At 59.6% G+C, this 23824-nt stretch carries 21 protein-coding genes and 3 pseudogenes; 14 read left to right on the forward strand and 10 right to left on the reverse strand.

Annotation, left to right across the window (positions count from 1 at the left end; all coding sequences use genetic code 11):
• Positions 1-68 precede the first annotated feature (68 nt).
• From FHT71_RS17555 to FHT71_RS17575, 5 genes are all read right to left on the reverse strand, one after another.
• Positions 69-1253, reverse strand: coding sequence for a M20 aminoacylase family protein (locus FHT71_RS17555; protein WP_132590436.1), 1185 nt, complete (start codon positions 1251-1253; stop codon positions 69-71).
• A gap of 72 nt (positions 1254-1325) precedes the next feature.
• Positions 1326-2105: an amino acid ABC transporter ATP-binding protein gene (locus FHT71_RS17560; RefSeq protein WP_132590438.1), complete on the reverse strand. Its 780-nt coding sequence runs from the start codon at positions 2103-2105 to the stop codon at positions 1326-1328.
• Positions 2102-3028, reverse strand: a complete 927-nt coding sequence (locus FHT71_RS17565) for an amino acid ABC transporter permease (RefSeq protein ID WP_132590440.1) — start codon at positions 3026-3028, stop codon at positions 2102-2104. The genes FHT71_RS17560 and FHT71_RS17565 overlap by 4 nt, the downstream gene beginning before the upstream one ends.
• A complete protein-coding gene (locus tag FHT71_RS17570; protein WP_132590442.1) occupies positions 3025-3912 on the reverse strand; it encodes an ABC transporter substrate-binding protein in 888 nt (295 codons plus the stop codon). The genes FHT71_RS17565 and FHT71_RS17570 overlap by 4 nt, the downstream gene beginning before the upstream one ends.
• A gap of 60 nt (positions 3913-3972) precedes the next feature.
• Positions 3973-4941 (reverse strand): nitrate ABC transporter substrate-binding protein, encoded by a 969-nt coding sequence (locus FHT71_RS17575; protein ID WP_132590444.1) that lies wholly within the window; start codon positions 4939-4941, stop codon positions 3973-3975.
• A gap of 103 nt (positions 4942-5044) precedes the next feature.
• On the opposite strand from FHT71_RS17575, the gene FHT71_RS17580 reads away from it, so the two are divergent.
• Both FHT71_RS17580 and FHT71_RS32360 read left to right on the forward strand, forming a co-directional pair.
• Positions 5045-6370 carry a PLP-dependent aminotransferase family protein gene (locus FHT71_RS17580; protein ID WP_132590446.1) on the forward strand — a complete coding sequence of 442 codons (1326 nt, stop codon included), beginning with the start codon at positions 5045-5047 and terminating at the stop codon, positions 6368-6370.
• Between the two features lie 101 nt (positions 6371-6471).
• Positions 6472-6597 (forward strand): annotated as a pseudogene (locus FHT71_RS32360) (short-chain dehydrogenase); the annotation flags it as partial.
• A 450-nt stretch (positions 6598-7047) separates the two neighbouring features.
• Here the strand turns inward: FHT71_RS32360 and FHT71_RS17585 are convergent.
• On the reverse strand, positions 7048-8475 hold the full coding sequence (locus tag FHT71_RS17585) for an aldehyde dehydrogenase family protein (protein WP_132590448.1): 1428 nt from the start codon (positions 8473-8475) through the stop codon (positions 7048-7050).
• 165 nt (positions 8476-8640) lie between these two features.
• Positions 8641-9051: a helix-turn-helix domain-containing protein gene (locus FHT71_RS17590; RefSeq protein WP_007800703.1), complete on the reverse strand. Its 411-nt coding sequence runs from the start codon at positions 9049-9051 to the stop codon at positions 8641-8643.
• A 100-nt stretch (positions 9052-9151) separates the two neighbouring features.
• Here FHT71_RS17590 and FHT71_RS17595 point away from each other — a divergent pair.
• Positions 9152-9491: pseudogene (locus tag FHT71_RS17595) on the forward strand (12-oxophytodienoate reductase); the annotation flags it as partial.
• Between the two features lie 72 nt (positions 9492-9563).
• Here FHT71_RS17595 and FHT71_RS17600 read toward each other — a convergent pair.
• Positions 9564-10499: a HEPN domain-containing protein gene (locus FHT71_RS17600; protein WP_132590449.1), complete on the reverse strand. Its 936-nt coding sequence runs from the start codon at positions 10497-10499 to the stop codon at positions 9564-9566.
• Positions 10500-10658: 159 nt separating this feature from the next.
• On the opposite strand from FHT71_RS17600, the pseudogene FHT71_RS17605 reads away from it, so the two are divergent.
• The 3 genes and pseudogenes from FHT71_RS17605 to FHT71_RS17615 all read left to right on the forward strand — a co-directional run.
• Positions 10659-11375 (forward strand): annotated as a pseudogene (locus FHT71_RS17605) (tripartite tricarboxylate transporter substrate-binding protein); the annotation flags it as partial.
• Positions 11376-12069: 694 nt separating this feature from the next.
• On the forward strand, positions 12070-12342 hold the full coding sequence (locus tag FHT71_RS17610; protein ID WP_245505472.1) for a DUF6088 family protein: 273 nt from the start codon (positions 12070-12072) through the stop codon (positions 12340-12342).
• A gap of 231 nt (positions 12343-12573) precedes the next feature.
• Positions 12574-13575 (forward strand): nucleotidyl transferase AbiEii/AbiGii toxin family protein, encoded by a 1002-nt coding sequence (locus tag FHT71_RS17615; RefSeq protein WP_245505473.1) that lies wholly within the window; start codon positions 12574-12576, stop codon positions 13573-13575.
• A 72-nt stretch (positions 13576-13647) separates the two neighbouring features.
• On the opposite strand, the gene FHT71_RS17620 is transcribed toward FHT71_RS17615, so the two are convergent.
• On the reverse strand, positions 13648-14094 hold the full coding sequence (locus tag FHT71_RS17620; RefSeq protein WP_132590451.1) for a hypothetical protein: 447 nt from the start codon (positions 14092-14094) through the stop codon (positions 13648-13650).
• 128 nt (positions 14095-14222) lie between these two features.
• A complete protein-coding gene (locus tag FHT71_RS17625; RefSeq protein WP_132590453.1) occupies positions 14223-14909 on the reverse strand; it encodes a TetR/AcrR family transcriptional regulator in 687 nt (228 codons plus the stop codon).
• A gap of 142 nt (positions 14910-15051) precedes the next feature.
• On the opposite strand from FHT71_RS17625, the gene FHT71_RS17630 reads away from it, so the two are divergent.
• From FHT71_RS17630 to FHT71_RS17665, 8 genes are all read left to right on the forward strand, one after another.
• Positions 15052-15777: a hypothetical protein gene (locus FHT71_RS17630; protein ID WP_132590454.1), complete on the forward strand. Its 726-nt coding sequence runs from the start codon at positions 15052-15054 to the stop codon at positions 15775-15777.
• Positions 15778-15887: 110 nt separating this feature from the next.
• Positions 15888-17303 (forward strand): Dyp-type peroxidase, encoded by a 1416-nt coding sequence (locus FHT71_RS17635; RefSeq protein ID WP_132590456.1) that lies wholly within the window; start codon positions 15888-15890, stop codon positions 17301-17303.
• A gap of 24 nt (positions 17304-17327) precedes the next feature.
• Positions 17328-18446, forward strand: a complete 1119-nt coding sequence (locus tag FHT71_RS17640) for a DUF4331 family protein (protein ID WP_132590458.1) — start codon at positions 17328-17330, stop codon at positions 18444-18446.
• 2 nt (positions 18447-18448) lie between these two features.
• Positions 18449-19231 (forward strand): acetoacetate decarboxylase, encoded by a 783-nt coding sequence (locus FHT71_RS17645; protein ID WP_246718024.1) that lies wholly within the window; start codon positions 18449-18451, stop codon positions 19229-19231.
• A 63-nt stretch (positions 19232-19294) separates the two neighbouring features.
• A complete protein-coding gene (locus tag FHT71_RS17650) occupies positions 19295-20083 on the forward strand; it encodes an SDR family NAD(P)-dependent oxidoreductase (RefSeq protein ID WP_132590462.1) in 789 nt (262 codons plus the stop codon).
• A complete protein-coding gene (locus tag FHT71_RS17655) occupies positions 20080-21111 on the forward strand; it encodes a tetratricopeptide repeat protein (protein WP_132590464.1) in 1032 nt (343 codons plus the stop codon). The genes FHT71_RS17650 and FHT71_RS17655 overlap by 4 nt, the downstream gene beginning before the upstream one ends.
• Positions 21108-22469 carry an NAD(P)/FAD-dependent oxidoreductase gene (locus tag FHT71_RS17660; protein WP_183721208.1) on the forward strand — a complete coding sequence of 454 codons (1362 nt, stop codon included), beginning with the start codon at positions 21108-21110 and terminating at the stop codon, positions 22467-22469. Before FHT71_RS17655 ends, FHT71_RS17660 begins: the two co-directional genes overlap by 4 nt.
• Positions 22470-23822 carry an NAD(P)/FAD-dependent oxidoreductase gene (locus FHT71_RS17665; RefSeq protein WP_183721211.1) on the forward strand — a complete coding sequence of 451 codons (1353 nt, stop codon included), beginning with the start codon at positions 22470-22472 and terminating at the stop codon, positions 23820-23822.
• The last annotated feature ends 2 nt before the right edge of the window (positions 23823-23824 follow it).

Below are 23824 nucleotides of genomic sequence, written 5' to 3' on the forward strand. Positions count from 1 at the left end.
GATGAACGATGTCATCGCTTCAATTGGCGGTCGAGCTCTGGCCCGAGAACTCAACCCGACTACAAGCTCTAAGCGTCAAGATAACGCTCGGCCAGACGCGCCCAAATGGCCGCGCCGGTCGTCAGGCTGCCGTCATTGAAATCGTATTTCGACGAATGCAGGATCGGCGAGTCCTTGCCGTTGCCGAGACGGAGGAAACTACCGGGCCTACGCTCAAGGAAATAGGCGAAGTCTTCGCTGCCGGGCAGGAGAGGGCATGTGAAGACATTTTCAGCGCCAATCAGTTCCTCGGCCACTTCGCGAGCGAATGCCGTTTCCCTTTCCGAATTCACAACGACTGGATAGCCATGCTCATAGTCGATCTCGGCTCTTGCGCCATGGCCCTCCGCAACGCTTGCCGCCAGCGTGCGGATGCGCTCCTCGAGGAAGGTGCGGATCGCCGGGTCGAATGAGCGGACGCTCATCGAGATCTTTGCCGTGTTCGGAATGACGTTCGACGCTTCGCCGGCATGGATCGTGCTGACGGTGACGACGGCCGTCTGGGTTGGATCGACATTGCGCGAGACGATCGACTGCAGCGTGACGACGAGGTTGCAGGCGACCAAAACCGGATCAACTGTGAGATGCGGTCGCGACGCATGGCCGCCCTTGCCGACAATGGTGATCTTTACCGTATCGCCGGCCGCCATCATCGGACCGGATCGGGTGAGCAGTGCGCCGGCCGGCATGCCGGGATGGTTGTGTAGGCCGAAGATCGCGTCGATCGGGAAACGCTCGAATAGGCCGTCGGCGATCATCCGTTGCGCGCCGCTGTTCTGCCCGGCCTCTTCGGCCGGCTGGAAGATCAACGTCACTGTGCCGTTGAAGCGTCTTGTCCGCGCCAGATATTCGGCTGCACCGAGAAGAACCGTGGTGTGGCCGTCGTGGCCGCAGGCATGCATCTTGCCGGGTATGGTGCTGGCATAGGCGACACCCGTCTCTTCCTCGATCGGCAATGCATCCATGTCGGCACGGATACCGATGCTCTTGGTGCCGGTGCCGTTCTTCAGCGTCGCCACGACGCCATGGCCGCCGACATTGCGGGTGACAGCATATCCCCAGGCTTCCAGCTTATCGGCTACGTACCGGGCAGTCTCGGTTTCCTCGAAGGAAAGTTCCGGGTTGGCGTGCAGGTGATGGCGGGTCGCCTTCAGCTCGGCTTCCATGGCATCGAAATCGGATACGCGGGCGTAGAGATTGTCTTGCGAGGGCATCGGAGTTCCAGACTTAGCAAAATTCAAACAAAAGGCCCCGGCCTTTGGGGCCGGGGCTAGGCGGGGAGATTTTTAAAGAAAGCGCGACAGAAAAGCCTGCGTGCGCGGATGCTGCGGATTGCCGATCACATCCTCGGGCTTGCCCTGTTCGACGACCACGCCGCCGTCCATGAACACCACCCGGTCGGCCGCTTCACGGGCAAAACTGATCTCGTGGGTGACGACGATCATGGTGAGACCCTGCTTTGCCAGATCCCGCATCGTCGCCAACACTTCGCCGACCAATTCCGGATCGAGTGCCGAGGTCGGCTCGTCGAACAGCATCAGCTTCGGCTTGATCGCCAGTGCGCGGGCAATCGCCACGCGCTGCTGCTGGCCGCCGGAGAGCTGCCGCGGATAGGCATTGGCCTTCTCCGACAGACCGACGCGTTCCAAAAGGCGCTTGGCGTTCTCGATCGCATCCTTTCGGCTTTGACGATGGACGCCGACTGGCGCTTCGATGACGTTCTGCAGCACGGTCATGTGCGGGTAGAGGTTGAACTGCTGGAACACCATGCCGATCTTGCGGCGCTGCCTGGCAATGCCGGTGGGCGACAGCTTTTCCAGATGGTCGTTCTTCACCCGGTAACCGATCTGTTCGCCATCAACCTCGATATATCCCTTCTGGATATCTTCGAGGTGATTGATACAGCGTAGAAAGGTGGATTTGCCCGAGCCGGACGGCCCCAGAATGGCCACGACTTCCCCCGGCATGATGTCGAGGTCGATGCCCTTCAACACTTCGAGCTGGTCGAAGGACTTGTGGACATTACGAGCCTGGACGAGGGGCTTGGCGGTATCGACGATGGTCAATGGCTTGCCTCCTCTATGACGGCGGCGGGCTTGGGCGTGGCGCCATTGCGGCGGTCGCTGCGGCCGTAATAGGCTTCGATATAGCTCTGGCCGATATTCAGCACCGAGGTGATGAGTAGGTACCAGATGACCGCGACCAGCAGCATTGGGATGATCTCGAACGTGCGGTTATAGATCGACTGAACCGAATAAAGCAGGTCGGCCATGGCGATGACGCTGACGATCGAGGTCGCCTTGATCATGCTGATCAGCTGATTGCCGGTCGGTGGTACGATCGAACGCATCGCCTGCGGAATAATGATCCGCCATAGGGCTCGCGCCTTGGTCATGCCGAAGGCTTCCGCCGTTTCGGTCTGACCGCGGTCAACCGACAGAAGGCCGCCGCGGATGATTTCCGCCATATAGGCCGCCTCGTTGAGTGCGAGGCCGACGATCGCCGCGGTCAGCGGCGTGATGACGGAATTGGTATCCCAGCTGATGAGCGTCGGGCCGAAGGGAAGGGAAATCGATATCGTCGGAAACAACGTCGACATGTTGTACCAGAAGATCAGCTGGACTAGGAGCGGCGTGCCGCGGAAGAACCAGATGAACAGTGACGCGAACGAGCGTGCTAGCTTGTCGGACGACATGCGTGCAATCGCGATCACGAGGCCGAGCGCGACGCCGAGGATCATGGCGATCACGGTGAGGCCAAGGCTGACGTAAAGACCGTTCAAGACCGTCGGATCGAAGAAATACTGGGCAACAACCGGCCAGCCGAAGTTTTCGTTAGCGGCGATGATCCAGCCGAAGTCGACGACGACCAGCGCAATCACGATCCGGAGAGCAAGAGGGCCGCTCCGGAAAGGCGTGTGGGCCGTCGCCACATCGCGGAAGTCCTCGGCGCCCGAAGGCGCCGCATGTGTCGTAGTGTTCGCGCTCATTTGGGAAGCTGTCCACCGAGGTTGAGGCCGGGCTGCTTGATCATGTTGTTCTCAAGGCCCCACTTCTTCATGATCGCGGCATAGGTACCGTTGTCCATGAGAACCTTAATTGCGTCGATGAACAGCGGGCCGAGCGGCGAACCCTTTGGAACGACGGCACCCTGGAAAATGTCGTCAAAACCGTTCTTTTGCCCGACGCCGTTCAGTTCCAGCTGGCCGTTCGCCTGGCTGACGAAATAGGTCAGCGGTGCCTGCGAAGAGAAGAAAGCGTCGGCGCGCTTAGAGCGGACGGCCAGGATGGATGCCGGCTGATCGGTATAGGACTGCACTTCCACCGGTTCCTTGCCTTCGGCCTTGCACTTGTCCGACTGTACCTTGATCACCCGTTCGGCGGATCCGCCGGCCATAACCGAGATGCGCTGGCCGCAGGCCTTGTCCAGCGAGGTGATGCCCTTCGGGTTGCCCTTCAGGGTGGCGAAGACAACGAATTCCTGCACCCAGTCGACGAAGTCGCTTGCCGTTTCGCGATCCTTGTAGTCGCCGACCGGACCGAAGGCGAACTGGTAACGGCCCGAGTTGACGCCGGCCAGCAGCGCCGGCAGCCCGCCAACTGTCGCATGGTCGATCTTGACGCCGAGCACCTGTCCGATCGCGTCCGTCAGGTCGGCGCTGGCGCCGGTCATGACGGTGCCGGTGACGATCTCGTAGGGAGGGAACGAGCCGTTATTGACGGAGATCATTTTGCCGGCCGACTTGATGTCGTCCGGCAGGCGATCGTGCAGCTCCTTGTTGACGTCCAGCTTGATGGATACGTCCTGCGCCTTGGCGACGCTAGCAAGTGCTGCGCCGGCGAGGGCGAGAGCGATGAGTTTCTTATGCGACATGTTCATTCCCCTTGTTTTACTAAGCTACGTTTCTCGAGAGATTAAGGGTGCGACTGCCGGTCAGATCCGGCTGCCATCCGTATCGAATGCGAAAAGCTCTTCCGGCGTCATGTGGCGCTTCATGATGCCCTGGGCATGCAGCTCACTGGCGAAATCGTCGATCATCTTGCGGTTGGCGGTAAATCCGCTGGCATCCCAGCCCTTGGGCAGCTCGCGCGACGTTTTCAGTACCTCTTCGAACATCCACGGCGTGGTTTCAGCGTACTTGCGGCGCTTGGCGGTCCACATGCGCTGCGATTCGTCGACGAGCCGGCTCACTTCGGCAATCACCCACGGGTTCTCGGCAACGATCTCGGCCTTGATGCCGATCAGATGCATGCCCGGAACATATCCCACATCATCGAAATACTGGCGCTCTTCTGCGCGGAAATCGGCCAGCACCTGACGGAACGGCGAGCCCGGCTCGAAATAGCCATCAGGCATGAAGGGCGTAAAGATCGCATCCAGTCCGCCTTCGCGCAGAAGGTCTACCATCGGGCGTTCGCCGGGGCAGGCTTCGATTAGGCCGGCCTGGCCAAAGCCGTCGAGGCGATCGGTGACTGGGTGTGCCTCCGTCAGGCGGCCGGCATACCACATCGCGTCCTTGACCTCGACGCCTTCGCGGCGGATGGCCGCACGCGTCCAGGTGTTGCCGCTGTCGCGCCATCCGGTGACTCCGATGCGTTTGCCGGCCAGCTGGCCAAGAGTCGTGATGTCGCTGTCCCGGGTAGTCATGATGCAGCGATGGCGGAATCCGCGCATGATGAAGTTGGGAATGCCAACGACACTGTCATCGCCGTCATGACGAAGCTGGGTATAGCGGCTGAATGAAATCTCGGCAGCCTCATGGTCGGGGCTTTTGCCGAGATGGGAGACAAGCGTTCCGATCCGGTCCACCTGTATGTCGAGCTTGTCGGACGCGACATCGCCGAGAATCAGCGGTGTCATGTAATCCCAGTCACGCAGTGCAATTCGAAGGCTCAGTGTCATTCTAGATACTCATGTCAGGAAATGCTTACGAAGGGAGATTAAAATGTTCACTTCGTAATGATCAAATGTTATTACGTTATTGAACATTTAATCTGGTGAGAAAATGAGCGACGCCTACGATTCGATCTGGTTTGCCGAAAAATTAAGCGATCGAACAATTCGCGGAATCGCATTAGAAACCAGTGCCTTGATCAGGGCAGGGGCGCTTCCGGTCGGCGCCAAGTTGCCTCCAATCCGTGATCTCGCTTTTTCGCTCGGTGTCAGCCCGGCGACGATTTCGGAGGCCTGGAGCGAGCTTAGACGGCAAAAGATCATTACAGGCAGGGGACGAAACGGCACCTGGGTGAGCGGCGACCGCTTCATCGCAAAGCCAGAGCGCCTGGCAAGTTCCGGCCACTACGGTGCCGATGTGCTCGACCTGACGATGGCCGTTCCTGACCCAAGGCTGCTGCCGCCTTTAGAGAAGGCGCTGGCGTATGGCGCTTCCGCGGAGAACCTCAACAGCTACGAGCGCAGCCGTATTCTGCCGGAACTGGAGGCCGAACTTCGCAAGACATGGCCGTATGAACCGGAGGCATTGCTGGCGACCAACGGCGGTTATAACGCTGTGTATACCGCTATTCATGCACTGGTGACGCCCGGTGCGCCTGTCGCTATCGAAGAACCGACGGCGATGCGCCTCCTGGATATCCTTGAGCATCAGGGCGCACGCATCCTACCTGTGAAATGTGACGAGTACGGGCCGCTGCCCTCATCGCTACAGGATGCCATGCGCTACAAACCGGTCGTTTTCCTCTTCCAGCCGCGGCTGCATTCGGTGACCGGCCGGACAGTGACGGCGCAACGCCTAGGCGAACTAGCCGAAGTACTACGCAACAGCGACACCCTGATAATTGAGGATGATGGCATCTCCGATATTTCCGGGGTTGAGCGTCATTCGCTTGGCACCCAGTTTCCCGACCGGGTTATTCACATCATCTCGTTCTCTAAAACGCTCGGTCCCGACCTTCGCTTAGCCGTATTGTCGAGCACGTCGGCAGTCGTTGAACAGATTCAATCTTATCGCAGTTTTAGTGCAGCCTGGACCAGCCGCGTTCTTCAAGCCGCCGGCGCATGGTTGTTGCGCCAACCGGGAACTTGGGAAAATATCGCATCTGCCCGGGCTACCTATAAAAAACGACGCGATATGCTCGCTAGCGCCTTGCGAGTGCGCGGCCTCACCATCGAAGATGGGGAAGGGTTGTCTTTGTGGGTGCCAGTTGTTTCTGAACCCTTTGCAATGGTTACGCTCGCTGCCCGAAACATTGCAGTCAACTCAGGAAGCAAATTCTGCGTTGCTCATAGCAATAACATTCGCGTGGCAACGTCGATGTTGGATGAGCGCTGCGAGGATGTAGCTGACGCGATTGCGCTCGCCCACATTATGTAGCTGCACGCGCAACGCGTTGACGGCTCCGGTGCAACCGCAGCTTACAATCATATTCGAGAGAAACTAAAGACAATAGAAGAGGCGTTCGAGCGAAACTCAGGCGAGCGCTATCACAGGGGAAAGCGTCCGCGATCGCCGGGTTCATGAACAACGTCGTTGCGTTTTCAAATCGCCTGACGCCGCGTTCGATGCAGCGAGCCACCATGAAAAGAATTCTGGGGCCATAGAATTTGGTATCGGTTGCCGCTCCACACTCCCGAAATCTGGGCCGGTCAGTTTCCAATCTGACAGCGTGCGATGCGTCTTCGACATGGAAATCTACCACCCCGAACGATCCCTTCAGTCGCTTACAGCATCCCCAACACCTAGGGATGATCAATGGTATCGACACGATGAGAGTGGTTGCTATCCGTGCCAGTGACCGCTGTACGGCTGACGGAAAGTTCCATAAATAACTATACTGATCTGAAAGCGGCAGGACGCTCCATCTGCCGGCGCCGCCTTCTATTTTCTTCCGCGCCGGGGTGGAAGATCGAGAACAGATGGGGCTGCAAGAAAGCATCGCGCTTTCGAAAAGTACTGACAGATCACGGTTCCTCCGCCGGCGGTGGGAAGAAACAGCAGAATGCCCGGATCAATCGAGTTCCGGGCATCCGTTGTCAAAAGTCCTTAGGCTGTCAAGCTGCCTGACGGAAACCGATGATGGCCTTGGTCTCAAGGAATTCAGCGATCGCCATCGGACCCCATTCACGTCCGTTGCCGGACTGCTTGTAGCCCCCGAAAGGCGCAGCCAGATCAAGATTGACATTGTTCAGGTAGACTTGGCCGGCACGCAGGCGACGCGCGACAGCTTCGGCCGCAACCCGCTCACCCTGGACATAGGCAGCAAGGCCGTAGGTCGTGTCGTTGGCGATCCTCACCGCTTCCTCCTCGTCGGAATAGGCGATGATGACCAGGACTGGCCCGAAGATTTCTTCGCGCGCGATCGTCATGTCGTTGCGCACATCGGCAAAGATCGTAGGCCGGACGTAGAAGCCAGCATTAAGCCCGTCGGGACGGCCGAGCCCTCCAGTCACAAGCGTGGCGCCTTCATCGAGACCCGACTGGATCAGACGCTGGATTTTGTTCCATTGCGCTTCCGAGGCCACCGGTCCCATCTTTGCATTCGAAGCAGGATGGCCGACCGACCACGTTTCGGCGGCCGCCTTGGCATAGCTGATTGCTTCGGCAACCTGATCGACGTGGACCAGCATCCGAGACGGTGCGCTGCAGTTCTGTCCGCTGTTCAGCATCATCTGCGCCACGCCCCCTTCGACAGCAGAAGCGAGGTCCGCGCTACGGAGAACGATGTTGGGTGACTTTCCCCCCAGTTCCTGATGCACCCTTTTGACTGTGAGGGCACCGGTGCGAGCCACCTCGATCCCAGCCGCAGTTGAGCCGGTGAAAGATACAAGGTCGACGTCGGCATGGCTCGTCAAAGCGTTGCCGACAACGCGGCCATCTCCATGAACAAGGTTGAACACGCCCTTGGGTACTCCGGCGTCATGGAGGATCTCGGCAAGGATCGTACCTGAGAACGGCGCGATTTCAGACGGTTTCAACACCACGGTGCAACCCGCAGCAAGTGCTGGTGCCACCTTTGCGGCCATCAGCATCAAGGGCCAATTCCATGGCGTTATCAGCGCGCAAACGCCGATCGGCTCGCGCACGACTTCGCTTGTGCCAAGCGGCTCATCAAAACGGTAGGTCGCAAGCGCTGCTCGTGCAATCTTGAAATGGGCAACGCCGACCGTCACCTGCAATTGCTCTGAAAGCCATTGCGGCGCGCCCATTTCATCAGTTACCGCTAGGGCAAGGTCGTTCGCTCGCTTGTCGTAGGCAGCTATAATCCGGTCGAAGAGTGAAATTCGCTCCTCAATCGAGGTGAGCGAATACGTTTCAAATGCCTTTCGCGCGGCTGAAACCGCATCGTCCACGTCACTCGTATCGCCCAGCGCGACTTGACCAACGACGGTTTCGTCCGCGGGGTTGATAACATCGATTACGGCTGTGCTTTTGGGCTGTACCCAGGTTCCGTCGATATAGAATTTAAGATTGTTACGCATGAGAAAGCTCCATCATTGTTGATGGAGCCATAAGTATCTTTCGTAAACTTGGCGTCAATCAGGCACTTAAAGTAGCCCTGGTAGGGCACGGTATACCTGGTCCGAGTTCTCTTTCCCGAACCGCCGCGAGCCAGTATCGGACCTCCTGCAGTCGATCTCGTCGCGTTAAAGGCGTAACTGGATTAGCGCTCTGTCCGCGCCCTTCTGTCCGCCATCTATGCTGTCGAAAGCCTCTCTTGCCGCGGTGACCTCCGGCAGTTTTACCAGTGTCCATTTGTGAAGTTCCTGGAGTGGCTCCCGTAACGTTCGGCCCAGCGGTGTCACCTGATACTGAACTGCGACCGGCGAGAGTGAAATCACCTCTCTCGCTATCAGGCCGTTGCGTTCGAGGCGACGGAGGCACTGAGTGAGGGCCTTTTGCGTGACGCCTTGCAGCCGACGGCGAATGGCGTTGAAGCGCTGCGGTCCGTCATCGAGCACGGCAAGCACCATCATCGACCACTTGTCAGCAATCTGATCGAACAAGGCCCGGCTCGGGCATTCAGAAGAAAAGCAGAGCGGTTCCAGTTCGAGCATGATGGTTTCCCTCAATAAACCTACGCGACTTGAAGTGCCTGACTGACGCTAGGTCTACATCATATACCAGTAGCGCCGTTAAACGCAACGGAGTCTACTAATGCCCAGTCTCGATACAAGCAGCCTGTTTCGCCCCTTCACCGTCCGATCACTCGAACTCAGAAATCGCATAGTCATGGCGCCCATGACCCGCCTTTTTTTCGCCTGAGGGCGTGCCGGGGCCGGCGAGTGCTGACTACTATCGGCGCCGGGCAGAAGGTCGCGCCGGATTGATCCTGTCTGAAGGGACGGTGATTGATCGCCCTGCATCGCGCAACGATAGCGGAATTCCATTCTTTCATGGCAATGCAGCACTTCAAGGATGGAAGAAAGTGATTGACGCTGTTCACCACACTGGCGGTCGTATGGGGCCACAGATCTGGCATACCGGAGCGACGCGCTACATCAATGCGGCGACGGTCCATAAATGCCGCCGCCGAAGCAAGTTTACGGATACATCGGTTCGAATACGGCTACAAAGAAAGCCGTTCGCGACAAATGGCTTCTACAAGGTCCTGCAGGGACTTAACGCGCTCAACCAACCAAATCAACTCTTCTTTACTGATTTCGAATTTCGATGAATATCGTGCCTCGACATAAGCCCGCGACAGCAATTCGAAGCATCTTCGGGGAAACCGGCTGTCGCGCGGCCAAGCAGCAATCAGTCGGCTGTCGACTGCCTCGGCCTGAGAGCGCAACACCTTTATTCGATGTGACTTGGGGCTGTAGAGGGTGAGCGTCAGCAGGGCGCAATGATAGGCACGTTCAGTGGCTTGATGCAGCATGAATGCGCCGTCTCGCCAGATACCGTTGGAAATACTGAAGTCAGCGACCTTCAATGCGTCCAGTGATAACTGATACCACTGCTCAAAGTAGCTCGCCGCCTCGCGATGCGCCTCCTCAACCGTGAGGGGCTTTGGTTCAGCCAGCGGATGACCGGGTTTCTCGTAGAGGACGACGCCGTCCTTGGCGATGTCAACGAAGAATGGTCTGCCACGGGAAAGCTGATCGTTGACATCGGCCAGGGCGTGGATGATCGGCACGACGGGCGTTTCGATCCGATGACTGAGTTGCTCTTCCAGCAGCTTGTCCTCGATGCCTTCCCAAAGTTCTGCCTCTTCGGCAAAATGTTTGGTGTTGACGACGATCAACAGGTCGTAGTCGGAGCGATAGCCACTAAAGCGATCCTCGACCCAGTCACCCCGGCCGTAGGAACCATACAGGATGACCTTCAGAATCCTGCCGGCATTTCTCTTCTCGGAGAGCTTTGTCGCCTGAAAACGTTCGACCTCGGCAAACAGGATCTCGATGATGCGCGCCAACTCGCGCCGCTTCCTGTCCGGCAGGTGCTTCATGTGATCGGTCAGGGTCAAAGCAGCGTCGAAGCCTTCGGTGTGAATCGCATCCATCGTAGCGGTTCCATCGTGATTGCGCACTCAGACCTTTACGGGAAATGTATTCTCTATTCAATCAAAAGATGTCGTTAAGCTAGCCTTTCGCCGCCGAAGTGATGTGAAAGACCCTGGCACTTTGACACGGTTGCTTGTGATCACATTCCGGGGGTAGCGGACGGTTATACGATCCTGATGGGGACGGTTGCGACGCATGCGCTCAATCCGTTGATCCTGAAGTCGACCCCCTACGACCCCGAAAAGGATTTCGCGCCAATCTCGCTATTGGTTCTGGTTCCCAACGTTCTCGTCGTCAATCCCGCACTGCCGGCCAGAACACTTGCCGAACTGGTAGCACTCCTCAAGGCCAATCCGGGCACCTACAGCTATGCCTCGTCCGGCAACGGCACGCCGCTGCATCTCTCCGGAGAGCTCTTCAAGGCGATGGCCGGGGTGGAGATGGAACATATCCCCTATAAGGGCTCGGGCCCGGCGTTAAACGATGTTCTTGGCAATCAGGTTCCGATCATGTTCGACAACCTGCCGTCGTCGTCCGGCCACATCAAGAGTGGCACGCTGCGGGCACTTGCGGTCACCACCAAGCAGCGCGCACCGTCCTTCCCCGATGTGCCGACGGTTGCCGAGACGGTTCCGGGCTACGAAACCTATACCTGGAACGCGCTGTTTGCTCCCGCCAGCACCCCGGCAGACGTCGTTGCTCGCCTGAACCTGGCGGCCAACAAGGCGCTCGCCGATCCGGGCGTTAGCAAGAAAATGGCCGAATTCAGTGCCGTTGTCGTGGGTTCGACGCCGGAGCAACTCGGCGCACATGTAAAGGCGGAGATCGCCAAGTGGACACCTGTCGTGCGCGACGCCAAGATTGAACTCGAATAGGCGCTGCCGAATCTCAGGCGAGCGTTGTCGAGCGGATGGGGGCGATCATCGCTCTTTTGGCAAGCGCGAGAGCGGAGGCTTTGACCGGCTAAACCCGGACGCAGCTTTCCAATCGCAGCGATGATCTACATTTGCCGAGACGCTATCACCGCATCACCATCGATAAGGGATACGAATCGAACCTCAGATATTGTTTGCATTAGCCGCTCGCGTCAGCGTCTTTTGACCTATTCGATGGCAATGAACGACGAAACGAGTCAGGTGTGCTTCGCTTTTGCGATGGACCGTTCTAATCGCAACGAACTCCGGCCTTTCCGCTCAGAGCCAGAACAGGTTGAGCAAATCCACCGATCTGGTCGGGAGCACGTAATTTATCCCCGTGCCACGACTGGGATTGGTAAAATCAGCGAAAACACGGTAGGCCTCTGCAAATTCTCGCGCGGGAATCTCTGAGACTGCGCATCCTGTACGAAGCGCATGATGAAACCCGCTAGCACATCGGCTGCTTGATACCGGCAGATTGCTCAGAGCGAAGAAATCGCATTTCTGCTCTTCTCGATGACGCGGTAGTCAGCATTGCGGACCGACCAATCTCTTCCCGCTTAGGCCAAATCTTCGATCGCGATATGTCAAACATTTGATAGACGGCCAAGTGCTTGCGCTATGTCGGGTTTTTGCACGAAAGAAGCAGAGCATGAGCCAGCCAAAGACATTAAAGCAGAAGATCGAAAATCGTGTCGCCAGGACCAGAAAGACCGACGTCTTTCTGCCGCGCGATTTTGCAGACCTGAGTGGCGAGGATCAGGTTCTTCGCGCTCTGCGACTGCTGGTTAAGGACGGTAGCTTGATGCGCCTCGGCTATGGAGTCTATGCCCGCGCGATGAAGTCGCGTATATCGGGCCGGCCGTCTCCAGCTCCAACGGCTTCCATAGCGCTGCACTTCAGGCTCTTACCAGGCTTGGTGTAGCCTGGGAGCAGAGCGACAGTACGAAGGCCTATAATGAAGGCCGCTCGACCCAGATCCCAGTGAACCCGACGGTCAAGATTAGAACGCGTTTCAGCCGGCGGCTGTCTGACGGCCGCACGGAGCTGCGCGTTGAAAGATAAGCCAGATCGTCAGACACTTCTGGAAGTGTAAGAGCATTTTGGCCTTCCGTCCCCTGCGCTGGTCGAGAAGGACTGGTTTGTCGTTCAAGCCTTGGCAGCAATCCACGATGTGGAGGTTGACGGGCTCACTCTGGCGTTTGGCGGTGGGACAGCGCTTGGTCGCGCCTACCGCCTACTCGAGCGAATGTCGGAAGACATCGACCTACGCATCATTGGCGAAAAGTCCAACTCGCGAAGCGTTCTGAAGCGGCTTCGGGGTGAGGTGAACGACCGGCTGAGCGCTGCGGGATTTGCCGTCGAAGGCCATTATGAGGTGAAGCAAAGCGATAAGTATGTTCGGTACGATTTGCCCTACGAACCGATCGCAAAAGGTGAGGGTGTTTTACGCCCAGAGATAAAGATCGAACTCTCTACGTTCCCGGTCTCGACAGAACCGGAAATGCGTTCGGTGTCGTCCTTTATTACGGAGGCAAATCGTGCCGAGGCAGAAGCCATCGACGTCAAATGCGTGAGACTGGTGGAAACCGCGGCGGACAAGTTCGTGGCCTTGGCGCGCAGGCCGGGCTTCGCTTTCTCGGGCCTTGGTCCCCTTGATCACACGCTCGTTCGTCACATCTATGACCTATCGCGTATGGATGGCCATTATGATCTGGACGCCGCCGTCGTGATCGCTCTTGAGATCATGAAGACGGAGGCCGCGGCCCGGGCGGGGGACTATCCCGCCTACAAGGAAAATCCCAAAGCGGAAACGCTTCGCACATACAAGATCATGGCCGGCGACACGAAATTTGCCGAGGGATATGCGAAATTACTGGGTGATCTCGTCTACGGTCAGAGACCTGATTTCGAGGAGGCATTCACAGCGGCGCAACGATTCGCCGAACGGCTCGATAACGCCGGGACCAGACGGCGCCAGACGTCCGGCTGGATGTCGTCGATGGAAACTCTGATCTGCACAGCGTTTGCGGTTGAACATTGCACGAATGAACAAGGTCGGACGACGATCGTCAAGAAGGCCGCTCGATTGGGGCACTGGATTCGATTGGATCGTCCTGACGGTGATCTGACGGCATGTGCAGCCGTCGCGACCTGAGCGCTGGAGCCTCTGGTAGCCACATATTGCGTTAGTCACGCAGCATTTTCTCTGACCTTGTCGGGAGACAAATCATCGGGCAGACAGGTGCCCTGTCGCCAATTCTGTCCGACAAGCCTCGCCGAAATCGAGCAGAAAATTCATTGCCCCTGAACGCGCAAGATCCCGGAGTTCAGAGAGACAGCGGTTGGATGCCAGATAGGTTTCGACGATCCTTTCCATAGCAAGTTCGGCGGCGTCCACAACCGGACGCGATGAGATCAGACGCATCTGGGCGACCAAAGCATAAAGCAGCACGAGGTCGGAAACGTCGTCCTTCTGGTGGCTTAGGGCATCGCCGTAAAGCCGCGTGGCTTCCTTGATAAAATCCGAAAAGAGCTTTTCGCGCTTGGCGACCTCGACCTCGCGATGCTTTTCCTTCACCTGTGATCGCTGCGTCATCCAGGTGGTGGCGAACGAGCTCAGGCTGCCAATCGCGATGCCTGCGAGACCCATCAGAGCCGAGATGTATGCGTCCAAGAGACTTCTCCTCTGGAAAGGGCCGGATACGCCCTTATGAAAACAGCAGGGCGGGTGGTCGATCACGCCCCGATGCCCAAGCGTGCTCGTCAAAAAGGCAAGGTTTGCGAGTCCACGGCTTGGGAGGTTTACTCGACAGGCGGAGGACCTACCCACACCCCTGCCGGTATCGCAGGAATACAGTTCGCCAATCCGTCGAGCATGCCTTGCAAGACGCCCTCGGTCAGCTCTTCCATCTTGTCACCGGGGCCGACCAGGCGGTCGACCAGCAGCAACGTGAGCCCGTGCATTTGCGACCAGAAAATCAGTAAGGCGCCATTGATCTTACGCTCGTTTTCCGCGGTGTCCGGAATGAAGCAGCCAAGAGCGCCGCCGCTAATTGCCCCCGCGACCAGCGCCTTCATGTTCTCAGCCGCGTTTCTTTCGATAGCAGGACGTCGGTTGTCCTGATCCATAAGGTAGCCGCCGAACATCAGTCTGTAGAGCGCAGGATTGTTGACGCCGCCGCAAACATAGGCACGCGCCATGGCTGCCAGCCGCTCGCGCGGACCATTGAGTTCCTTCGTGGCATCGGTCATCCGCTTTGCCAGGAGCTCGAACCCTACCGCCGAGACGGCCGCCAGCAATTCACGCTTGTCGGCGAAGTGCTTGTACGGGGCGTTGTGGCTTACGCCCGCCCGCCGGGCGAGCTCCCGAAGCGAGAACTCCGTGCTTTGGGATTCGCTGAGGACATCGATGGCAGCATCGACGATCGCTCGTTGCAGGTCACCGTGGTGGTAGGGGCGTTGGTCTGTTGTGGAAATGTCTTGGGTCATATTTGTCTCATTTACGTTTCTAAGTTGCTTGTGTCAACATTTTTACTGGAATGATGTTGACATTGGCCACTCTAGCCTTTAAGTGGGCGTTGTCAACATCGGGCATGCCCCGTAACTCGCGCTCATATTTGGAGACTACAAAATGAACCATGAAGACCGCAGCCAAATGGATCTGTCGCAACACAGGACGAGCGCCAGCGGGTGGGGCCTGCGTTACCCGGGCCTTGTTATGGGCAAGGGCGGCAAGAACGAAGTCAAGGAGTTCACCGGCATGTGGGGGCTGAAGTCCGACGCCGACCTGGTGGCGTTCACGGACACGCTGAGCCGCGAGGTCCCTGTCTGGGGCGGACCTGGAAAGACCTTCTCGGAGGCGACGACGATGCTTGGCCTGATCCGGACGGCGCGTTGGTTCGTCGCCAGAACCCAGGACTTCGACGGTTACACTCTGTTCTTCATCTCTCAGTTCGACGGAACTCTCGAGAAGTACTTCGACGACTTCGTTCTCAATGGGAAGGAGAACCTGACGAAGATCTGGGGCCATTGCGTTGGGTGTCCGACGGGCCCGGATGCGACGGCACGTGACATCGTGGACTATATCGCACGTGGTCAGATCAAGACCCTGGCCTGTTACGATGTCGCTCCGAGCCTCAGTCTCGGCCAGATCTACAAGGCCGCCGACTGGTACGAGAAGACCCAGAAGTTCCAGCGTGCAGTCGCCAAAGGCGACGTCGATCTCGAGGACGCCGTGAACGCGTTCTTCGGGGAGCTGGCCGAATCCTACAAGCAAGTGCCAAGCGCCGCGATGATCGACACGGATGTGGCTCGCCAGTGGCAGTACGAGGACGTAGCCGAACACATCGGCAAATGATGACCGCGAACACCGTCAGAACCATCTGACTTCCAGAAGATGAGGTTGACCGCTGCTCCAGCCTGGGCCCGACGATTGCGTCGAACATACTGCGACAAGGATTGCCCACAATGCCCACTCTAGGTTCTCAACCTGGCCTGACCTCTGCTGACCTAAAGGCCAACCTTCACGACATCCAGGACAATGTCGTGACGCCTATTCTCCTGCGATACGGGCGTCACATTTTCCTGAGGTTCAACGACGGGGCGAAGTCGCGAGCATGGCTGCGCAACATGTTCCAACGCGTGAATGCGCGACAGAGGGAGCATGGGACCGGGTTTACGATCAATATCGGGTTCACCCATGAAGGGCTGAAGGCGCTTGGACTCTCCGAGCGAGCGCTGAACACCTTCCCCGAGGCATTCCGAGTAGGCGCGCGGGGCCGTGCGAATGTTGTCGGCGATGTCGGACCGCACGCGCCGGAGCGCTGGGAAGGCGGCCTTGGGGGTCCTGATATACATGCCATGGTCTTGGTGCGAACCGATTCCGATAAAGGTCGCGAAGAAGCAACGCGGATCCTTCAAGAGGAAATGGGTTCGGCCGGCGGGCTCGAAGTCCGGTTCATTCAAGATACGATGGCGACGAATGAAAGCGGAATCGGATCTGAGGGCGAGCATTTCGGTTTTGCCGATCCAATCTCGCAACCGCCGATCGAGGGCGCCGACACGCCCTCCTATCCCGGTGACGGCGTGCTGGAGCGCGACGGCACATGGCGCCCGCTGAAGCCGGGCGAGTTCCTGCTCGGTTACGAGGACGAGGTCGGGCCTGGCGGCACGCAAATGCCCGAACCGTTCGAACTGCGTGTGAACGGGACATTCGTGGTATTCCGCAAGCTCTATCAGGACGTGGCGGTATTTCGCCGATATCTAGCGACGGCCGCCCGGTCGCTCTATGGCAGCGACGATCAGCATAATCGGGACCTGGTGGCGGCCAAGATCATGGGGCGCTGGCCCAGCGGCTGCCCGCTCGATCTGTCGCCCGACAAGGACGATCCGGCCATCGCCGCGGACCCTGACCGGCGCAACAACTTCACCTATGAAGGGGACGACGAGGGTTTGCGATGCCCGCTCGGCTCGCACCTGCGGCGCAGTAACCCGCGTGCCACTCCGCTGAAACGGGCGACTGCCGTGAGGCGGCACCGGCTGCTTCGGCGCGGCGTCGAATACGGCCCACATCTTAAGGATGACGCCCTTGATGACGACGGCGTCGATCGCGGCTTGATCAACCTGTTCATCCAGGCCGACATCGAACGGCAGTTCGAGTTCGTCCAGGCCGAATGGATGAAAGGCGGCGAATTCCTCGGGCTCGATCCCAGCGAGCAAGACCCGATCAATGGGGTCGGCGGCGAAGGCTCGCAAATGTCAGTGCCCGGTGCCAAGCGACCGTTCCTGTTCGACCTGCCGACCTTCGTCACGGTGAAGGGCGGGGAGTACCTGTTCGTGCCCGGGCTGAACGCGCTCCGCGGCATCATCGACCAGAAATACTGAACAACGGAAAGAGAGGTGAACGCAATGTCAGATCATTTCAGCGGTCCCGCAGTGATGGACGATCCCGCAGTGGACATCACCGATTTCTACGCTTTTCCCAGCCCGGAACACCCGGGAAATCTCGTCCTGATCATGAATGCGTTTCCAATGGCCACATCGCAGTCCTTCTTCAGCGATGCTGTGACCTATCGTTTCCGGTTGCGGCCGCTGACCCGCTCGGGCGGCAGCTTCATGCACGGCATGGCGCAACATACGATCGATGTCCGTTTCAATGACGTGGCGGACGGGATGTCGGTTCAGAAGGGCACCGTCGTCACATCGGACGGGTGCGAGACAGCCTTCGTTACCGGCGCGCCGTTGGAACTCGATGGCATGCGAGTCTATGCCGGACTGGTCAGCGACCCGTTCTTCATGGATGTCGAGGCAACTATCCGCACCGACATCTCCGGCAAGCTGTCCTTCGGAGCGACGGGCACGAATACCGTCCAGTTTCGCGACGTCTTGACGATCGTCGTCGAGGTGCCGTTCGCCCCAATCCTCGAACGCCTGGACGGTGTCACGCTGATCGCCGCCGTGGCGGAGACGCTGGTCGCGCGCCGCGGCAAGCCGATCCGGCTCGAACGCGTCGGCCGGCCGGAGATCAAGAACGTCATTCTGTCGAACGCGACACGCGATCCAAAGGGCGTCGAGCTGCGGGATCTTTACAACAGGGAGGACGCCTTCGCCCTCTCCAGGGAATATCGGCCGCTCTACGAGGCACGTGTCGACGCAACGCTTGCGTTCTTCGACGGTCTCGATGGCGAGATTGCCTGGCCGCCGGAAGCGGATGGACGGCATCCCATGCGCGATATGCTCATGGGCGACTACCTGGTCCTGGACCTCGCTCATCCCTTCGGAATAGGCAATTTCCTGGAGATCGAACGGGCAGTGCTCGAGGACCGTCCGCACACGAACGCGGGCGGTCGCTGGCTGGACGACGACATCCTGGACGAGATGCTCACGTTGCTGGTGAACGGCGGGCGTGGCGAGCGGCTGGGCGATGCGGTCGACGGTCCGACCCAGCCGGCCGCTCCTGTCTTTCCCTACGTGCGTCAAGCCAACCAGCGGACGGACCTTCCCGTGCCCGCATTTGTGGAGAAATGAACATGGACAACATGAAAGACAATGGAAGCGTCACTGACTGGTTCCTGGAATATCCGGTAATGTCGACGCTGAGGCCCAGCTACCCGCGCGGGCCGTGGCACTACAAGGACATGCACCAGCTCATCGTCACCTACGAGAGCACGGCAGAGGCCGTACGCGCGGTCGTCCCGCGACCTCTTCAACCCGCCGAGGGCAACCGCGTCACCATAGAGTGGCGGAACATGACAGAGGTCAGCGGATTCGGGCCGTACGTCGAGATCGGCCATTCGGTGGCCTGCACCTTCGAGGGCAAGCCAGTCATCTACGTGTTCCAGGCCTTCCTCAACAGCGAGTCGCCGACGCTCGCCGGGCGGGAGATCCTCGGCTTCCCGAAGCGACACGCCGAGCCCGAGCTTAAGGCCGTCCGGGAGGTGCTGACCGGCACGCTCTCCCATGGCGGCACCCAAGTCGCACTGGCGACCATGCCGTACCGCATGATCGACCTGTCTGATCGCCTGGCCGAGATCGAGCAGGAGCTGCAGACAACCCACCTCGTGCTGAAGCTGCTTCCCGATGTCGACGGTCGCACGCCGAAGGTCGCCCAGCTCGTGAAGGTCAATCTCTACAATGTCCGGCTGAAGGGCGCATGGGGCGGACCCGCGGAGCTGTTCATGGTCCCGCATGCCGGCTGCCCGGTCGCAGCACTTCCGGTCGTGCGGGTGCTCGAAGGCCGCCAGCACCTATGGGACATGACGCTGAGCGACGGAGAGGTTGTCTACGACTACCTGGAAGCCCAGCGGCGCTAGGATTGATCAGCCAAGCTTATGCGGCGGCCAAACCATCCCACCACCATCAAAGGAGAAGAGAGCATGAATGAACTGAAGGGCAAGGGCGCCGTCGTGACCGGTGCCGCATCCGGCATAGGCAGGGCGATCGCGACGGCGTTCATCGAAGCGGGCGCGAGCGTGCTGTTCTGCGATCTCAATGCGAAAGCGCTTGACGATGTCACCCGCGAACTGGGTGATCGCGCCATCGGCCGGATCACCGACGTTTCCGATGAGGCACAGGTCGAGGGCGCACTGCACGCCGCACGCGATGCTTTCGGATCGCTGGACATAGTGGTCAACTGTGCCGGGTTCGGTGCGATCACGCCAATCACCGAACTGACTGCCGAAAAATGGCATTCCGTCCAGGCCGTGACGCTCGGCGGGGTCTTTTTTGGCGTCAAGCATGGCGCCCGGATCATGATCGAGCAAGGCCGTCCGGGTGTGATCATCAACATCTCCTCGGTGAACGCACGGCAGGCCGGCGAAGGCCAGGCCGCCTACTGCGCGGCGAAGGCCGGAGTGGACATGATCACACGCTGCGGTGCCCTGGAGCTGGGCAGTCGCGGCATTCGGGTCGTCGGCATCGCTCCGGGTCTGGTGGAGACGCCATTGACCCGGAAGGAGCTGGAAAATCCTGCGATGCGCGATCTCTTCCTGGGCGTCATCCCGATGAAGCGCGCCGTTGCAGCGGAAGAGATCGGCGCGGCCGCCGTGTTTCTCGCGTCCGACAAGGCAAGATCGATCAATGGCGACACGATTGCGATCGACGGTGGTTCGCTGACGCGCGGCTATCCGGCACTGCTGACGGGCATCAAGGACGCCGCCGCATGATGATCGATCCCCGGCGCTATACGAGCGGGCGGATCGCCGTCGCCAACCTGTCGGCGTCAATCGACAGCCTTGAGCGCGACCGCCGCGACGGTGCAAATCCGGACAGCCTGCTGTCGCTCTCGAAGCTCCTGTTCCTTCGCGGCGACTTGTTGGGCCGCATCGCCGACCACGACCGCGCCGAGACAATCGCCGGCGAGGCCGTCACTGCGCCGGGGTCCGCAAGAGCACTCTATGTTCGCGCCCAGATCGCCGGTCGTTTCCACCTGTTCGAGAAAGCAAAAGGGCTTCTCGCTCAGGCGTTCCTGGCTGGATATTCAAAACAGGAAATCGACGCGGAACGGGTGGCGCTGCTGCAGGCGACGGGGCACTACAACGAAGCGCTGGTCCTGCGTGAAAGGCTGGCCAAGCGCGATCCGGGTATTAACACGTTGGGAAGCCTCGCGACGCTCTTGGCGGAAATGAATGAATGGAGCGCGGCGGAAACCTCCTATGCCGCCGCGCTTGATGCCGACGAAGGTGTCTCGCCTTTTCCGTGCGGCCAACTCCTCTTCGAATGGGGCGTGAGCGCGATGCGTCGCGGCGACCTGGATCGTGCGGAGGGGATCTTGGCAGAACTCGAGGCGATCCTGCCGGCACATGTTCCAGGACGCGGACATCGTGCCGAAGTAGCGTTGGCGCGCGGAGAGCCGGATCTTGCGGAAGCTCTCGTCGCACCGCTGGTCGAAACCTCCGACGATCCCGAGTATCGCGCGGTTCATGCGGAGATCCTCGCCGCCCGCGGCGACGGCGATGCCGTAAGGGAAGCGGTACTTGCAGGCGAGGCATATGAGCGGCTCCTGGCGCGTCGGCCGGAAGCCTATGCGGACCATGCTTCTGCTTTCTTCATGGGAATCGGCAATCGACCGAAAAGGGCCCTCGAACTTGCCTTGGCCAATTTCAAAATCCGCGACACGCCGAGGTCGCGTAAGCTCCTTGCCAAGGCGAGCGCTGCCAAACAAGCCAATCTGGCCCGAGAGGTCGCCGTATGAACGCTCGCCTCACCGTCGCGACAAACCAGACATCGGGGTGCAAGATCGTTGTCATCGGCGCAGGTTTCGCCGGCCTGGCAGCCGTCCGCGCCCTGCGCGACAGCAACGCCGACATCACGCTCGTCGACCGCAACAATCATCACCTGTTTCAACCGTTCCTCTTCCAGGTCGCCACCTCGATCCTGGAGCCGGCGGAAATTGCGACGCCAATCCGATCACTTCTGCAGGAGATGCCGAACGTCCGGGTGGAAATGCGCGAGGCGACGCGTATCGACCTGTCCAGCCGGGTTGTCGTCATGAACGAAGGCGACGATCTGGCCTATGACATCCTGGTGGTCGCGACGGGAGCGCAGACGAGCTATTTTGGTCACGAGGCGGAATGGGCGCCGCACGCGCTTGGATTGAAATCGCTTGGCGACGCCGTCACCGCCCGCAATCGACTTTTGAAGGCGTTTGAGCGAGCCGAATTGGAGCCCGACCCTCGGAAACAGGCGCGCGATATGACAGTGGTCGTCGTCGGCGGTGGGCCGACGGGCGTCGCGATCACAGGCACGATCAGCGAGTTTACCCGAAGGACGCTCGCATCCGACTTTCGAAATATAGACCTCGGCAAGGCGCGCGTCGTACTCGTCCAGTCGGGACCAAGATTGCTGCCGGCATTCAGCGAACGACATTCAGCCTACGCGGCCCGCGCGCTGGAAGGCCAAGGGGTCGAGGTAAGGCTGGGCGTTCCCGTAACTCACGTGGACGCGGCGGGCGTCGCCATCGGTGGCGAGCGCATCGCGGCTGCGACCGTATTGTGGTGCACCGGCGTCCAGGGTGTGCCGCTGGCGCGCACGCTCGGCGCGCATGTCAAACCAGACGGAACGGTAGCGGTCCTGAAGGATTTATCAGTGCCGGGACATCCCGAGTGTTTTGTTGTCGGCGATGCGGCCCATGTCATCGGGCCCGACGGCCGGGCGATGCCGGGATTGGCGTCGGTTGCACAGGATCAAGGCAGATACGTCGGCAGGCTTATCGCCGCCCGGCTTGCAAACACCATTCATCCCAAGCCTTACGTGTCCTTCACGCCGAGCAAGCTGGCAACCATTTCTCGGAATGTCGGCGTCGCGGAATTTCGCGGGCGTTCGATTATCGGCTTTCCCGCCTGGTTGTTGTGGGGGCTGCTGCATCTTCGAACCTTGTCCGGCGGCGGTCATGCAAGGCTGTCGATCCTGGCGAACTGGGTGCGCCTTCTAACCACCTACCGCCGCAGCGGACGGCTGATCGTCGAGCCGTGCGAGCTGGCAGCCGGTCGGGGCGGGCACGCTCCGCCAATCAGCCAAATTCCCGAAGACACTGCGATCTGGAGAAGATAGATGTCGAAACCATCCACACCGTCCGACAAGCCCCAGAGATACGATCGCGACCACGCAGGCACGCCTTCAAGGCCCCACCGGATCGTGGTCGTCGGTGGCGGAATCGCCGGGCTTGAAATTGCCTCCAAATTGCCGGGAAGCATACGCAGAACCTCCATCGCCGTGACGCTGGTCGACCGGGAGCCTGCCTATGTATGGAAGCCGATGCTGCATACGATCGCTGCCGGAACCACGGACGTCTCCCAGCAGGAAACCTCCTACATCTCCCAAGCCCGCAACCGACGTTTCGTGTTCGAGACGGGAGAACTCAAGGGCATCGACCGGAAAGAGCGGAAGGTCCATCTGAAGCCCTTGGAAATCGAGGGTCGCTCCATCTTGCCGGAGCGCGCGATCTCCTATGATACGCTAATCCTGGCGACGGGCAGCGAGGCGAACGACTTCGGAACGCCAGGCGTGCGCGATCACTGCCTGACGATCGACAGCCGTTCCCAGGCGATGAAATTCAATCGCGAGGTAATGGCGCACATGCTCGAAGCGCTCGCGGCCAACAGCACCTTGCACATCGCGGTGGTCGGAGGTGGTGCTACAGGAGTCGAACTCGCCGCAGAGCTTGTCCAGCTCGCCGATACCTCCGCCTGTTACGGCGCAGCAGGACTACGCGACCAGGTCAAGGTGACGCTGATCGAGAGCGGGCAAAATCTGTTGGGTGCGTTTCCCGACCGTGTGGCGATCGCCGCTCGCGAGCGTCTCGAGAGGCTTGGCGTCGCCGTCCTGACGGGCGCGCGGGTCGTCGCCGCCGAGGCAGATTGCCTTCGACTGGCGGACGGAAGACAGATCAACGCCAAGCTGAAGGTATGGGCGGCCGGTGTGAAGGCTTCGGACGCCTGTGCCTCGTTCGATGGCCTTGAGGTGACACGCAACAATCAGATCGTGGTGAGGCCCACTCTGCAGACGACGCTTGATCCCCGGATCTTTGCCGTCGGGGATTGTTCCAGTCTTTCTGTGGGAGACTCCGGCAAGCCGCTACCGCCGGCAGCACAGGTTGCTCATCAGCAGGCTTCGCATTTGATCCGCCATCTTCCTGGCTGGCTGGAAGGGAGAGCGCTGCCCTCGTTCTCCTACAGGGACTTCGGTTCGATCGTATCGCTAGGCGGCTATGGCGCCTATGGCTCGCTCGGACAATTCGGACTGTTCACGGGCGGCTTCATACGCGGACGCGTGGCTCAGCTCGGGCACGTTCTCCTCTACCGCAGCCATCAACAGCGGTTGCACGGGTTCTGGCGCGGCGGGTTGATATGGCTTGCGGACATGATCAATTCCCACGTCCGAGCCCGCATTCGATTGCCCGACTGATG

Source organism: Rhizobium sp. BK060 (assembly GCF_014193145.1).
Classification (GTDB): domain Bacteria; phylum Pseudomonadota; class Alphaproteobacteria; order Rhizobiales; family Rhizobiaceae; genus Rhizobium.

Coding starts and splice junctions, on each gene's coding strand:
- FHT71_RS17570 (WP_132590442.1), bottom strand. CDS start 3,912: ATGTCGCATAAGAAACTCATCGCTCTCGCCCTCGCCGGCGCAGCACTT.
- FHT71_RS17635 (WP_132590456.1), top strand. CDS start 15,888: ATGCCCACTCTAGGTTCTCAACCTGGCCTGACCTCTGCTGACCTAAAG.
- FHT71_RS17665 (WP_183721211.1), top strand. CDS start 22,470: ATGTCGAAACCATCCACACCGTCCGACAAGCCCCAGAGATACGATCGC.
- FHT71_RS17630 (WP_132590454.1), top strand. CDS start 15,052: ATGAACCATGAAGACCGCAGCCAAATGGATCTGTCGCAACACAGGACG.
- FHT71_RS17655 (WP_132590464.1), top strand. CDS start 20,080: ATGATGATCGATCCCCGGCGCTATACGAGCGGGCGGATCGCCGTCGCC.
- FHT71_RS17565 (WP_132590440.1), bottom strand. CDS start 3,028: ATGAGCGCGAACACTACGACACATGCGGCGCCTTCGGGCGCCGAGGAC.
- FHT71_RS17575 (WP_132590444.1), bottom strand. CDS start 4,941: ATGACACTGAGCCTTCGAATTGCACTGCGTGACTGGGATTACATGACA.
- FHT71_RS17660 (WP_183721208.1), top strand. CDS start 21,108: ATGAACGCTCGCCTCACCGTCGCGACAAACCAGACATCGGGGTGCAAG.
- FHT71_RS17610 (WP_245505472.1), top strand. CDS start 12,070: ATGAGCCAGCCAAAGACATTAAAGCAGAAGATCGAAAATCGTGTCGCC.
- FHT71_RS17650 (WP_132590462.1), top strand. CDS start 19,295: ATGAATGAACTGAAGGGCAAGGGCGCCGTCGTGACCGGTGCCGCATCC.
- FHT71_RS17645 (WP_246718024.1), top strand. CDS start 18,449: ATGGACAACATGAAAGACAATGGAAGCGTCACTGACTGGTTCCTGGAA.
- FHT71_RS17585 (WP_132590448.1), bottom strand. CDS start 8,475: ATGCGTAACAATCTTAAATTCTATATCGACGGAACCTGGGTACAGCCC.
- FHT71_RS17555 (WP_132590436.1), bottom strand. CDS start 1,253: ATGCCCTCGCAAGACAATCTCTACGCCCGCGTATCCGATTTCGATGCC.
- FHT71_RS17625 (WP_132590453.1), bottom strand. CDS start 14,909: ATGACCCAAGACATTTCCACAACAGACCAACGCCCCTACCACCACGGT.
- FHT71_RS17580 (WP_132590446.1), top strand. CDS start 5,045: ATGAGCGACGCCTACGATTCGATCTGGTTTGCCGAAAAATTAAGCGAT.
- FHT71_RS17600 (WP_132590449.1), bottom strand. CDS start 10,499: ATGGATGCGATTCACACCGAAGGCTTCGACGCTGCTTTGACCCTGACC.
- FHT71_RS17640 (WP_132590458.1), top strand. CDS start 17,328: ATGTCAGATCATTTCAGCGGTCCCGCAGTGATGGACGATCCCGCAGTG.
- FHT71_RS17590 (WP_007800703.1), bottom strand. CDS start 9,051: ATGCTCGAACTGGAACCGCTCTGCTTTTCTTCTGAATGCCCGAGCCGG.